Source organism: Chitinophagales bacterium (genome assembly GCA_019638515.1).
Lineage (GTDB): Bacteria > Bacteroidota > Bacteroidia > Chitinophagales > LD1 > UBA7692.
Genome location: JAHBTS010000003.1, coordinates 15,264 through 28,169, shown reverse-complemented (window position 1 = coordinate 28,169; position 12,906 = coordinate 15,264). Strand labels below are relative to the sequence as shown.

The window sequence follows — 12,906 nt, the reverse complement described above, 5'->3', positions numbered from 1 at the left end:
GGTTAATATACCAAACGCACTTTAATGGTTTCGTTTATTTCTTTCAGCAATGCCAAGGCATCTTTAGAAAGTTTGGTATCTACATCTAATACCACATAACCAATATTGTCGTTTGTTTTTAGGTACTGCCCAAGTATGTTTATGTTGTGGGTAGAAAGCCTGGAGTTTATTTGCCCCAGCACGCCCGGCACATTTCGGTGTATATGCAAAATACGGTGTGTGTTTGCTTGCGGAGTTAGGTTTAATGGTGGAATTGAATGCGAACCAGTAGTAATGCCGCGCTCCAAAAAGTTGAGTAATTTAGAAGTTACATCTAAGCCTATATTGTACTGCGCTTCTTCGGTGCTGCCACCAATGTGAGGTGTTAAAATTACGTTTGAAAGTCCACAGAGTTCTGAGTGAAAATTGGCTCCATTTTTTTCGGGTTCATCGGGAAATACATCTATTGCTGCACCACTTAAATGGCCGTTCACTAAGGCATTTTTTAGTGCCGGAATATCTACCACATCGCCACGGCTGTAGTTAATTAGAATACTACCTTTTTTCATTTGCGAAAGAGTAGTGGCATTTATTAAATTTCGTGTGGTGGTATCGCTGGGTACATGGAGTGAAATAATATGCGATTTTGCCAATAGCTCTTTAATGGTTCGTGCACTTTGTGCATTGCCTAAGGGCAACTTGCTTTCTACATCATAAAATATAACATCCATGCCTAGTGCCTCTGCCAATACGCTTACTTGCGATCCTATATTGCCATAGCCAATAATGCCAAGTGTTTTGCCGCGCAATTCAAAACTTCCTTTGGCGTCTTTAAGCCAGGTGCCTTCGTGTGCGGCTTTATTTTTATCAATAATTTTTCGAATAAGCATAATGCTTGCACCCAGTACCAACTCAGCTACCGAGCGAGTGTTGGAGTATGGCGAATTAAAAACAGCTACTCCATTTTGCGTGGCAGCGTTTATGTTTACTTGGTTTATGCCAATGCAGTAGCACCCCACTGCCAATAGCTTATTGGCTTTCTGTATTACCTTTTCGGTAAGCTGTGTTTTGGAGCGTATGCCAAGCAGGTGTACATCTTTAAGCTCTTTTGCAAGTTCGGTTTCTGTTAATGCTGCCGATATTTTTTTTATGTTTTCGTATCCGGCATTTCTAATTTCTTCTACTGCTGCATCGCTAATGTTTTCGAGTAGCAGAATTTTTATTTTGTCTTTTGGATAGCTGGTATTTTTGCTCATAGGTTGTTTTGATAAAGCAAGTGCAAAGTTACAATGAGTAATTAAAAAATCTTTGAAGGGTTTAAAATGCCATTAGGGTCAAAAACAGCTTTTACTCCACGCATTAAATCGAGGTGTGCAGCATCAAATTTTATATCCATGTATTGGCGTTGAATCCAGCCTATGCCGTGTTCTCCGCTAATGGTTCCTTTTAGTTGGTGTACTTTTTCAAAAATTTCGCGCACGGCTTTTCCTTGTATTTCGGTTTTCCATGCTTCATCGCTTAAGCTGCCTTTTACTATACGCACATGCACATTGCCATCGCCAGCATGTCCGTAGCACACGCTTTTAAAGCCGTATTTTGCACCAATTTGCTTGATGCTTTTTAGTAAAATAGGAAGGTCGGCACGTGGCACTACGGTATCTTCTTCTATGGTTATGGCTGTTTTTTTAATAGCATAAGCGGCATTGCGCCTCATGCGCCATAGGTCTGCTTTTTGAGCTTCGTTATCGGCAAAAAGAATTTCACCACAATCAAATTCATTCACAACTTCATAGAGTTGCTCACATTCTTTTTGTATTTGGGCAATATCGTTTCCATCCATTTCAATGAGCAGGTGGGCTTGCGTTTCATCGTCAATGGCAATGGTTACATCGCCTAAAAAGTTGCAAACCCATTCAATGGCATCGCGCTCCATAAATTCTAAACAAGAAGGCACTATTCCGGCACGGAAAATAGCGCTTACGGCTTCGCTGGCTTTTTCCATACTTTTAAATGGTACCAGCATTACCAAATTTGTTTTGGGATGCGGTATAAGTTTCAATACAATTTTTGTGATGATACCAAGCGTGCCTTCGCTGCCCACAAAGAGTTGCGTAAAATTATAGCCGGTGGAGTTTTTAAGCACATTGGCACCTGTCCACATAATTTTACCCGAAGGCAATACTACTTCTAAATTTAAAACATAATCTTTTACTACACCATACTTTACGGCACGCGGGCCTCCACTGTTGCAAGCCACATTGCCCCCAATAAAGCTGGTGCCTCTGCTCGAAGGATCGGGCGGATAAAACAGTCCTTTTTCTTTTAAGGTATTTTGAAGCAATTCGGTAATAACTCCCGGCTCTGTGGTTACTTGCAAGTTGCGTTCGTCTATTTCAAGAATGCGGTTCATTCTTTCTATAGAAAGCGTAACACCACCGTGTATGGGCAAACTATTGGCGCTTAATCCGGTGCCTGCCGCACGGGGCGAAACAGGAATATGCTGTGCGTTGCAATAGCTTAATATTTTTGAAATTTCCTCGGCACTTATTGGTTTTAAAACTACTTCGGGCGCAAAAGCGGCATCTACCGTTTCGTCCACTGCATATTTTTGTATGGAAGCGTTATCTGTAAATACATTGGCAGTTCCAATTGTTTGCTCAAAGAAGGCAATATCTGCTGCTTCAATTTTCTTGAAATTCATAGGGCAAAGATAGAAGAGGAATAGTTATGAGTTGAAAGGAATGGTGAAAAGTTTTAAACGTGTGGCAAACAGCGGTTGGGTTGGCTTCTAAAGCAAAATTGGGAATCCGATATTTCTACTAAAAATAGATTTTTTGAAAAATTGGACTATCTAATGTAGTGTCCCCATTTGCTGAACTTTTTAAAGGCATAAGTTAATTGTGTTTTCGGATTCACTTTGTGAAGATAAGGTTTCTGCTTCTTCTTTTTGTCTTCTGTAAACACTTTCTGGTGTTTGATAGACTAAACTTTGACATTGTCGGTCTGTATTGTGATAATTGAAGCTAATCGGTTTCCGGTACTAGATAGGTTGCTGCATTTTTCGGTGTGGGTAAAGGCAAAAGTATAAGCGGTATTAAAATCCTTTTCGCCCGGCAAAGTAGGCAGAACCAAGAGTGGTGAAGAGTATAATGGTTACGGAGCTAATAGGCATAATTACAGCCGCCACAATGGGGCTCATGGTTCCCTGTACAGCAAAACTCACTCCAATAATGTTGTACAGAATGGAAATGGCAAAACTCATTTTTATTACCCTAACGGCATCTTTCGAAAACTGCATGAGTGTATTCAATCTTTCAAATTGTGCAGCTTCTATAATGCCATCGCAGGCAGGAGAAAAGTTATTTACATCATCGGCAATTACTAAGCCAACATCGGCTTGCTTTAATGCACCTGCATCGTTTAAACCATCACCAAGCATCATCACCATTTGGTGTTGTTGCTGTAGTTTCTTTATATAGTTTAATTTGTCGCTGGGCTGTTGGTGAAATACTAGATTTTCTTCCGGTACATATTGTTTCAAAAAGTTTTTCTCGGCATCGTTATCGCCACTAAGTACAAATAGTTCATACTTGGTGCGGAGCTGTTGAATGAGGGTGCTGAATCCTTTTCGATATTCGTTTTTTACCAAGAAGTAGCCGAGCACTTTTCCATTGATGCCCACATATACTTTTGAGGCGTGTCTGAAATCTGAAATGGTGCTGTTGTCTGCATTTTTATTGTTGCATAAGTATCGTTTTGAGCCAATTCTAACACAATTTTCATCTACCCATCCTTCTATACCTTTTCCTTCTTCTTCTTTAAAATCTTGTGTAGGGAAAATTGGAGTTTCTTTTAGGTGTTCATATACTTTTTTGCTCAGTGGATGCGAAGAATGATACACCAGCGATTTTACCAATTGCAGTTCGTAATCTGATAATGCCGGAGGGTTTGCAGATGCCGTACTTTCTGCTCCGCTGTTGAGGTCTGCAAATTCAATTTTAGCATCTTTGGTATTTGTGAGCGTACCGGTTTTATCGAAAACAATGCTGCTTATTTTGGCAAGTTTTTCTATGGTGAGGGTGTTTTTTAAATACATACCATTTTTCCCAAGCAGTCGCAATGCATTTCCTAATGTAAAGGGCGAAGAAAGTGCCAATGCACATGGGCAGGTAATAATGAGTACGGAAGTGAATGCGTTTAGGGCGCGGGCGGTATCTGATGTCCACCAAAAGGCAGTGGCGGCAATAGCTATGAGTATTACTATTGGTGTAAACCAAAGACTCATTTTTGTAGCGAGTGAAGTAATATTTTTGTGGTCGTTTTTATGAAAGGCGCTATCGTTCCAAAGTTGCGTGAGGTAGCTGTGCGATACATCTTTAATTACTTCAAGTTCTATGGCGCTGCCTAAGTGTTTACCACCTGCAAAAATTAAATCGCCTTGTTGCTTTGCAATAGGGGTTGCTTCGCCCGTAACAAAGCTGTAATCTATATTGGCGTTTCCCTTCACCAGTTTTGCATCGGCAGGAATAAGCTCGTGGTTTCTAATAAGCAGGCGGTCGCCAATGCGTAATTTTGTGAGCGGTATAGAGGTTTCTTTTTGGTTGTTTATTACTGTAACCGCAACGGGGAAATAGGATTTGTAATCGCGTTCAAACGAAAGTGTATCGTAAGTTTTATTTTGAAACAATCGCCCAATAAGCATTAAGAGTACTAGGCTGGAAAGTGTATCGAAATAGCCGCCTCCGGTGTGTGTGAAAATTTCGTAGCTGCTGCGTATAAACATGGCAATTATTCCCAACACAATGGGCACATCCATGTTGAGTGTTTTTTCTTTTGCAGCACTCCATGCCGAAATAAAAAATTCGCTGGCACTAAATAGTAAAACAGGTAATGCCAATAAGAAGTTTAGGTAGCCGAAGAATTTTCTGAAACCACTTTCTGCTATTACATCTATTCCTAAATATTCAGGAAAAGTGAAGAGCATAATATTGCCGAAGGCAAAAAATGCAATACCAATTTTTAAGTAGTATTTGCGCAGGTGTTGCTTTTTTTCTTTGCGTTGGAGGTCGTTTAAATTGATGCGTGGCTCATAGCCTATTTGTACCAATGCTTCTACTACTTGGCGGAGGTTTAGAATAGTGTTGTCGAAAGTAATATTGGCTTCGCGTTTCATAAAGTTTACATGCGAGCGCAGTATTCCTTTTTTTATCCGGTAAAGATTTTCGAGCAGGTAAATGCACGAGCTGCAATGTATTTGCGGAATATAGAAGGTTACGGTAGAAAGGTTGCCATCGTTGAAGTTCAGCAGCTGTGTTATTACTTGTGCATCTTCGAGATAGGCAAATTTGTGGGGGCTAATTTCTTTGTTGAGTGAAGTGCCCGGATTGGTATTTAAGTTATAGTAGGTACACAAATTGTTTTCACTAAGCAGCGAGTAAACTGTTTTGCAACCTTCGCAACAAAACGATTTTTTATCGAATTGAATTTCGGTTTTACAGTCTTCGCCACAGTGATAGCAAACTTTTAATGCGCCCTGCTGTACCTGTTTCATTACAAGCACAAATTTGTACTTTATTGCGGTATAAAACTATGATGAATGTCATGCCGCTTACACATCGGAGAGGCGTGGTTGGGCAGGCAACGAAAAGTAGAATGTGGCACCTTCGCCAAGGGTAGATTCTGCCCATACTTTTCCACTGTGGCGCTTTACAATTCTATTTACAATGGCAAGGCCCACTCCGGTTCCTTCAAACTCCATGCTGGAATGCAGGCGTTGGAATATCCCAAATAGTTTGTTGTAATACTTCATATCGAAACCGGCACCATTGTCTTTTACATAGTAAATTATTTCTCCATTGTTATTGGTACTGCCTATTTCTATAAACTGTTTTGGTTTTTGCGAAGAGTATTTTATGGCATTAGAAACAAGGTTTATCCATACTTGCTTAATTAAACTTGAATCGCAAATGGCGGGTTCTATATGTTTAATGTTGAGCAGTATTTTTGAGGGGCTGTTTTCGTAAGTAAGTTGTGCTGCTACGGCATTTGCCACCTCTTTCATATCTGTGAGTTGAAAGTTGGGCTTGTAGCGACCTAGTTTTGAGAATGCCAAAAGGTCGTCTATCAGTTGCCCCATTTGGGCTGCATTTTCGCGCATCATAGTCATAATACGCATAGTATCTGCATCAAAATTTTTCTCTTCGCTTTGGCGTTGCAGCAGCGAGGCAAAACCATTGATTGCCCGCAGTGGTGCACGTAAATCGTGCGAAACGGTGTAAGTAAAGGCTTCTAATTCTTTATTGATATTGTGCAGGCGCTGGTTGTTTGTTTCGAGTTGGGTATTTAAACTTAGTATTTGCGACTCGTGTTGTTTGCGCTCGGTAATATCTGTGCTCATACCGCAGAGTGCGTATATGTTGCCATCTCTATCTCGCAATGGAAATTTTATTGAAAGGTAAGTATGTGCTTTTCCTTGTATGGGAACTATTTCTTCAAGCTCCATAGGTATGCCGGTTGTAAGTACTTTGCTATCGGTTTCGCGAAGTTTTAGTGCAGTGTCGGAAGGAAATAAATCGGCATCACTTTTTTCTGTTACTGCTGCCGCAGGGATATTGAATACATCTGTGAATTGCTTGTTGGCTAAGAGGTATTTCCCGGTTTTATCTTTTATAAAAACAAGGGTTGATGTATTGTCAATTATATTTTGTAGCAATTGCTTTTCTACCTGCAAATTTTCTTCGGCAGTAATTCTTTGTTTTAAGTTATTGGCAATGCTTTTAAATGAAATAACCAAAACAGCAAACATTAAGAGTATAAGTGCAATAAAGGCAATTTGCGAACTCAATTGCCAAGATTCTTGTTTTTGTTGTCGTATTTTTAGTAGTTCCTTTTCTTCGCGCTCAAAGGCCAAAAGAGTAGTTCTAAAGTTATCCATATATATGTTAGGTGTATCGGATTGCATAGCAATTATCGCAGCTTTAGCTCCAATATTTTGGCGGGTGGTAATAAGTTTTTGGGTTAATTCTATTTGCTTGTTGGCAGCAATTTCTAATTTTTTAAAACTGTTTTTGGGTGGGAAATTTTTATTGTTAAGTTGGAGTAGAAGTTTGAAATTATGATTGAAACTAGTGTGTGCTCTTTGGTAATGTGTTAGATATTTTTCGTTGCCGGTAAGTACATAATCGGTTGCATTGGCTTCCATGTCCAGCATTTCATCTAGCACTTCTTCTGTATGTTGAATTAGTAAGTTGGTTTGTGAAAGCCAATCGTTGGCTTGGTTGAATTTTGAGAAATTAAAAATAACCAAAGCTATGCTTAAACCAACAAGCATTAGCAACGCAAAGAAGCCCCAATAGAGCCGTTGTTTTAAAGAAAAATCTGAAAAAAAAGTAGATATGCCCTTCAACATGAATTAAATAATTGGTGCTGAAGAGTAATTACAGAATGAGTGGTGAATCTGCAATTTTTTAATTACAACAGCAAGAAATGGAGGCTGTTTTTTTAGATTACTTATTAAGTTGTATGTGTGTGTAAAGTAGTGTATGCATAAAAAAATGGAATAGATTTACACCAACGAAAGTGTATGAGAGTAGCCGTATTCAGAAAAGCCCATTTTAATGCCGCACACAGGTTATATAGAAAGGAATGGAGCCACGAGAAAAACAATGAGGTATTTGGATTGTGCAATAACCCCAATTGGCATGGGCACAATTATGTGGTGGAAGTAAAGATAATGGGAGAGGTAGATCCCGAAACCGGATACTTAATTGATTTGAAAATACTAAATAGTATTATTCAAAAAGAAGTGATTGAGCGCTTCGATCATAAAAACTTAAACTTAGATACTGTAGAGTTTAAAGACCTAAATCCCACAGGCGAAAATATTGTAGTGGTGATATACAACCTTATTCGTGCATGCTTAGAAGATAAGTACGATTTAGCAGTCCGTCTTTGGGAAACTGAGCGCAATTACTTTGAGTTTCCTGCATAAAAAAAGCAGCTTGAAATTTTCAAACTGCTTACTTTCAAAAACAAAACCCACTTTTTAGTTTGTTTTAACCTGTGGTACCCAATCGGGAACTACTGTAGCTTCTTGTGGTAACTTTCCGGTTAATGAATTTAGAAATGCAGTGATGGAACCAACTTGTTCTTCACTCAAGTCTTTGTTTAGCTGAGTTTTTGCCATAATGCGCACGGCTTCTTTTAAATCGCTTACGCTACCATCGTGGAAGTATGGATATGTTTCGGCACAGTTGCGTAAACCACAGGATTTGAACACAAATTCATCACCTTCATTTTTTGTTTCTTGGAATCTTCCTTTATCGTGTGTGGCAGATTTTGTATGTTCCCAATAGTTGCTGAAAAGTCCGAATTTTTGCAGCATGGTGCCTCCTAATGTTGCGCCTGCATGGCATTGCTGGCAGCCAATAGTTAAGAACTCGCGTAAGCCGGCTTTTTGCTGTGCTGTAAGTGCATCGGTTTGTCCGTTTAAGTAGTTATCGAATGCAGAAGGCGTAACCAATGTGCGCTCAAAAGCAGCTATTGCATTCTGAATATTTTTGAAGGTTAATGGATCTTTATCGTTAGGAAAAGCCTTGCCAAACAATTCTTGGTATTCTTTAATTTCCTTTAATCGCTTAACTAAGAATGCCTCAGATGGAATTGCCATTTCAACCGGATTTAAGATGGGCATTCCTGCTTGCTGTTCTACATCGTTTGCTCTTCCATCCCAAAATTGTATTTTATGAAAAGCTGCATTTAAAACGGTGGGTGAATTTCTATCGCCATTTTTGCCTGCATCGCCTGCAGAGGTGCTTTTATTATCTACGCCAAAGGTGTTTAAGTTGTGGCAAGAATTGCAACTGTTGTTTCCTGTTTTAGATAAGCGAGCATCGTGATACAGTGCCTTGCCCAGCAATATTTTTTCTTCGGTTAGTAAATTAGTTTGGCTTTCTGCTCGTGCAGGAAGTGCTTCAAATACCTCCTGAGCATCTTGTAGTAAAAAGCGCTCCGCATCTGCAGAAAGTGTTGTTGAATCGGTTGTTTGCTCTTGTGGAGTTTTGTTGCTGTTATTACAAGATTGTAAGAGTAATATGGCTAATAACAAGTAAAGTAAATGTTTCATGTTTTTTGGTTTAGTGCTGCAAAGTTATAGTGTTTTTTTATAGATAGAAATAATAATTTCTATAATTGTAATAGATTTTATCTATAATGAATTTTCAGCAGTTAGAATATATACTGGCGGTAAAGCAGTATCGAAATTTTGGAAAGGCAGCAGCAGCTTGTTTTGTAACACAACCAACTTTAAGCGCTATGATTCAAAAGTTGGAGGAGGAGCTAAATGTTCAAATTTTTGACCGTTCAATAACTCCGGTTGCCATTACAGAGGTTGGGGCCGAGGTACTTTTGCAGGCGCAGCAGATTGTTCAGCAAGTGGCATTGCTGCAAGATATTGCGGCTAGTGCCAGTACTAAAATTTATGGAGAGTATCACCTTGCCGTTATACCAACTATTGCACCCGCTTTGATGCCTGCTTTGGCAACTCTGGGTGGTTTGTATCCCGATTTAAAATTGTATGTAAGTGAGCTGCAAACACCAATCTTATTGGAGAAGTTAAGGGCGGGCGAAGTGAATGCTGCTATTGCTGCTACGCCTCTCTTTCAAAAAGATATGGTAGAAATGCCACTGTATTTAGAGCCGCTGCATGTGTTTGTTTCTTCCAGAGAAACCAAAATGAAAAAGTATGTAATGCCGAGCGATATTCAAACCGAAAGAGTGTGGATGCTGGAAGAAGGCAACTGCTTAAGTTCGCAGTTCGAGCACATTTGCAATCTTAAAAGAAGCACTCCCAAGCATAGTAATTTTAAGATTAAAACAGGCAGTATGGAAACCTTGCTGCAATTAGTAGAAGCCAATAATGGAATTACAATTTTACCGGAATTATTTTGCCTTGGTTTAGATAGCACCCGCAAGTTGGGCTTGCGTAAATTTAAACAGCCAAAGCCGGTGCGGCAAGTGAGTTTGCTATACAAAAGAGGAAATGCAAAGGAGCGCTTAAATATGCTTATCGCTACGCATGTTCAGCAATATGTGCAGGGTATCATAAGCCAAAATTTTAAAGATGGAGGCATTGCCGTTATTCCTGCTTATTCATAGTTTCTTTCGCCAAATAGTTTGCTACCTATACGCACCAAGGTGCTGCCGCATTGCAGTGCAATTTTATAGTCGCTGCTCATGCCCATCGAAATTTCTTTAAAACGTGAATCATTTTTAAAGTGCTGTATTTTCAGGCTATCGAAAATAGATTGCAGTTGCATAAACTCTTGTTTAATAAGCGCTTTGTTGTTTGTATTGGTTGCCATACCCATTACACCGCAAATGGCAATATTTTTCATTTCTAAGAATGTAGGAGATTGTAGCAGTTGGCTTGCTTCTGCTTCGTTTAATCCAAATTTTGTTTCTTCTTGTGCAATATGAAATTGAAGTAAACAAGCAATAATTCTATTATTGTTAAGCGCTTGTTTGTTTATTTCCTGTAATAGTTTCATACTATCTACGGAATGTATCATACTCACAAAAGGAGCAATATACTTTACTTTGTTGCGTTGCAAATGACCTATTAAATGCCATTCTATATTGTTTGGGAGCACAGATTGTTTATCACACATTTCCTGTACTTTGTTTTCGCCAAAAATGCGTTGTCCGGCATGGTACAGTGCAGCTATCTTTTCAATAGATTGTGTCTTAGAAACAGCTACTAATCTTGCTTTGTGTTGATTTAATTCATATTTTATTTCTTCAAAAGCAGTTATGTTCATACTTCAATTTACCATGCAAAAGTATTTATTGTTTTTATGTATCGGATTGCTGTGTGCTTGCAACTCTAATCGGCAAAGTGCTCCAAGCAATTTAATTGAGGCAGATAAAATGCAATTGGTGTTGCAAGATATTCATTATGCCGATGGCTTAGCCAATAGAGAAGGCGAAGCCGATAACTCTACCGAAAGCAGAACAAAAGCACTCTATAAAGGCGTGTTTGCAAAGCATGGAATTTCTGAGCAGCAGTTTTTTGAAAGTTTCAATTACTACTTACAACATGCAGCTATTTTGGATAGCATTTACAAGAATATGATTGTTGAAATAAGTAAGCAGCAAGCTGCAATACAAGCCGAAAAGTAATGAAAAAATCCAACCCTCTATTTCCTGTTTTAGTTTCGTTAGCTGCATTGGCGGCAGTAGTAGTATTGCTTTGTAAAGAGAAGAATTATTACAAAGAAGTACTTGCCAATCGCACATATTTTGATTCGGTGCTTTTGTTGCGCAAGTTGCCTTATAGCTATTATCGTGTGCAGCAGTTAGAAAGTTCTTTCCCGGAGCTTCAATTGCAAAACAAAGCAACTATACAAGCCCATTGCGGTGCCGAAGTTTCATTTAAACCATTAGGACATCATCCTGATTTTAATTTGCATTACACGCATGTTTATAGCCCCAGTTGTGTATATCGCTACGCAGATACTATATACAAGTATGCCGAAGTAGCCTTCCCTAATCCGTGCTTGAGTGCCAATAAATTATTTGCTAAGGTGGACATTGCCAACAAGTTAAAACATGCTCAAACCTTTTATTTACGCGTGTTTTACCAGAATACAACTTATTGGTATAATGTAAATACTACTAGCGATACTGCCGAAATTTTAGACAATTTTTATGGTGCATCTCAAGTAGTGCCAATCACATTGGCAGCAGGGGAAAAGCGTACGGCTTTTATTCCTTACAGTATAGGTTTAGACCCCAAGAACGAAACAGATGATGATTCGCAAACACCGGCACGCCCAGGCAATTATGAATTTGCATTAGTAGTGCAAACCGATACTGTTGCAAGTATCATGCAGCAACAAACCGATTGGAAACACACCAATCCTTTTGCTGCTATTAGGAAAAATAACGACCGAAATTATTTAGATAATACAGCTTATGTAGGGCCTAAACATTTTAAGTTTACATTCTTAGAAGAGCGTTTCGATGGCACTAATGATACAACGCTTGGGCGGCTTTATATTCCTTTCGATAGCAGCGAGAAGAGACTGTGCGATACTTGCACCGGATGGTTTAAGGATATTATTACCGAAGATTGGAATCACGATGATTTCTATACCGGTAAAATTGCTAAAACTCCGCTTGTAAGAGCATCTTTCGGTCAGCGGAAAGAAAATGTGAGCATCAGCAAAAACGGCATTCGGCTTTTAATTCCCGGTTCCACCGAAGCTAAAAAGCAAAAAACTTGGGGCGAAATAAAAATGGGGCAAACATTTAAGTATGGGCATGTAACTATTCGTGCCAAGTTGGCTCCTATGATAGGAAGAGGAGGTTGCCCTAATGGCATTATTCACAATATATGGTTGTACCAGCAGAATGCCGACCCCATTGATACAACCAATCCTTACAATTATTTGCGCGATCCGGTTTGGAATACGCAACTGTATGAAATAGATTTTGAAGTGTGGAGTTCTACCCGCGAGTGGCAGGCGTGGGATAGAATGTGCAATATAAACTATGCCATTATTGATTACATGCGCCATAAAGATGTGCTACTAAAGCCGGGCGAAGAACGATGGAATGGTAAGTATTCCATAGACCGCTTTCCTCAAAAATCAGCCAATATTTTAGGAGAAGATTTATCTCCGGATTGGTTTAAGCGCTTCCATACTTTTGAAGTAATATGGGAGCCGCAGAAGGTGCGTATGTTTATTGACGGTAAAGAAACAGCCTGCTTTACACCCGAGTATTGCGCTATTCCCAATAAGCACATGTTTCTTTGGATAGGAAGCCCTATTTACCAAGATGGCACCATCTATACTCAATCGTATATTCCATTTTTAGAAAGCGATAAAGAAACCATAATAGACTACATAAAAATAGAATAACTCC

Annotated in this window: 10 protein-coding genes; 4 read left to right on the top strand and 6 right to left on the bottom strand. The window is 39.2% G+C overall.

The genetic code is table 11. From position 1 onward, the window contains the following. Nucleotides 1–2: 2 nt before the first annotated feature. The 4 genes from serA to KF872_06770 form a co-directional block, all read right to left on the bottom strand. On the bottom strand, nucleotides 3–1,235 hold the full coding sequence (gene serA / locus KF872_06785; GenBank protein MBX2903246.1) for a phosphoglycerate dehydrogenase: 1,233 nt from the start codon (nucleotides 1,233–1,235) through the stop codon (nucleotides 3–5). Nucleotides 1,236–1,276: 41 nt separating this feature from the next. Continuing rightward, nucleotides 1,277–2,680: an FAD-binding protein gene (locus KF872_06780; protein MBX2903245.1), complete on the bottom strand. Its 1,404-nt coding sequence runs from the start codon at nucleotides 2,678–2,680 to the stop codon at nucleotides 1,277–1,279. Between the two features lie 393 nt (nucleotides 2,681–3,073). Beyond that, nucleotides 3,074–5,530, bottom strand: a complete 2,457-nt coding sequence (locus tag KF872_06775) for a heavy metal translocating P-type ATPase metal-binding domain-containing protein (GenBank protein MBX2903244.1) — start codon at nucleotides 5,528–5,530, stop codon at nucleotides 3,074–3,076. A gap of 57 nt (nucleotides 5,531–5,587) precedes the next feature. Beyond that, nucleotides 5,588–7,387, bottom strand: a complete 1,800-nt coding sequence (locus KF872_06770; GenBank protein MBX2903243.1) for a CHASE3 domain-containing protein — start codon at nucleotides 7,385–7,387, stop codon at nucleotides 5,588–5,590. Between the two features lie 174 nt (nucleotides 7,388–7,561). Between KF872_06770 and KF872_06765 the strand changes: the two genes are divergently transcribed. Beyond that, a complete protein-coding gene (locus KF872_06765; protein ID MBX2903242.1) occupies nucleotides 7,562–7,969 on the top strand; it encodes a 6-carboxytetrahydropterin synthase in 408 nt (135 codons plus the stop codon). A gap of 54 nt (nucleotides 7,970–8,023) precedes the next feature. Here KF872_06765 and KF872_06760 read toward each other — a convergent pair whose 3' ends face one another. Then, nucleotides 8,024–9,103: a c-type cytochrome gene (locus tag KF872_06760; protein MBX2903241.1), complete on the bottom strand. Its 1,080-nt coding sequence runs from the start codon at nucleotides 9,101–9,103 to the stop codon at nucleotides 8,024–8,026. Between the two features lie 86 nt (nucleotides 9,104–9,189). Between KF872_06760 and KF872_06755 the strand changes: the two genes are divergently transcribed. Then, nucleotides 9,190–10,134 (top strand): hydrogen peroxide-inducible genes activator, encoded by a 945-nt coding sequence (locus KF872_06755; protein ID MBX2903240.1) that lies wholly within the window; start codon nucleotides 9,190–9,192, stop codon nucleotides 10,132–10,134. Here KF872_06755 and KF872_06750 read toward each other — a convergent pair. Then, nucleotides 10,125–10,796 (bottom strand): YggS family pyridoxal phosphate-dependent enzyme, encoded by a 672-nt coding sequence (locus KF872_06750; GenBank protein ID MBX2903239.1) that lies wholly within the window; start codon nucleotides 10,794–10,796, stop codon nucleotides 10,125–10,127. The two genes, KF872_06755 and KF872_06750, sit on opposite strands and share 10 nt — an antisense overlap. A gap of 13 nt (nucleotides 10,797–10,809) precedes the next feature. Here KF872_06750 and KF872_06745 point away from each other — a divergent pair, with 13 nt between their 5' ends. Together KF872_06745 and KF872_06740 are read left to right on the top strand one after the other, a co-directional pair. After that, complete coding sequence (locus KF872_06745) at nucleotides 10,810–11,157, top strand: DUF4296 domain-containing protein (protein MBX2903238.1); 348 nt, start codon at nucleotides 10,810–10,812, stop codon at nucleotides 11,155–11,157. Then, nucleotides 11,157–12,902 (top strand): family 16 glycosylhydrolase, encoded by a 1,746-nt coding sequence (locus KF872_06740; protein MBX2903237.1) that lies wholly within the window; start codon nucleotides 11,157–11,159, stop codon nucleotides 12,900–12,902. The genes KF872_06745 and KF872_06740 overlap by 1 nt, the downstream gene beginning before the upstream one ends. Nucleotides 12,903–12,906 lie beyond the last annotated feature (4 nt).

What these genes read in the sequence shown, in the direction of transcription:
- KF872_06740 (MBX2903237.1), top strand. Translation starts at nt 11,157, where the DNA reads ATGAAAAAATCCAACCCTCTATTTCCTGTTTTAGTTTCGTTAGCTGCA.
- KF872_06755 (MBX2903240.1), top strand. Translation starts at nt 9,190, where the DNA reads ATGAATTTTCAGCAGTTAGAATATATACTGGCGGTAAAGCAGTATCGA.
- serA (MBX2903246.1), bottom strand. Translation starts at nt 1,235, where the DNA reads ATGAGCAAAAATACCAGCTATCCAAAAGACAAAATAAAAATTCTGCTA.
- KF872_06765 (MBX2903242.1), top strand. Translation starts at nt 7,562, where the DNA reads ATGAGAGTAGCCGTATTCAGAAAAGCCCATTTTAATGCCGCACACAGG.
- KF872_06745 (MBX2903238.1), top strand. Translation starts at nt 10,810, where the DNA reads ATGCAAAAGTATTTATTGTTTTTATGTATCGGATTGCTGTGTGCTTGC.
- KF872_06770 (MBX2903243.1), bottom strand. Translation starts at nt 7,387, where the DNA reads ATGTTGAAGGGCATATCTACTTTTTTTTCAGATTTTTCTTTAAAACAA.
- KF872_06775 (MBX2903244.1), bottom strand. Translation starts at nt 5,530, where the DNA reads ATGAAACAGGTACAGCAGGGCGCATTAAAAGTTTGCTATCACTGTGGC.
- KF872_06760 (MBX2903241.1), bottom strand. Translation starts at nt 9,103, where the DNA reads ATGAAACATTTACTTTACTTGTTATTAGCCATATTACTCTTACAATCT.
- KF872_06750 (MBX2903239.1), bottom strand. Translation starts at nt 10,796, where the DNA reads ATGAACATAACTGCTTTTGAAGAAATAAAATATGAATTAAATCAACAC.
- KF872_06780 (MBX2903245.1), bottom strand. Translation starts at nt 2,680, where the DNA reads ATGAATTTCAAGAAAATTGAAGCAGCAGATATTGCCTTCTTTGAGCAA.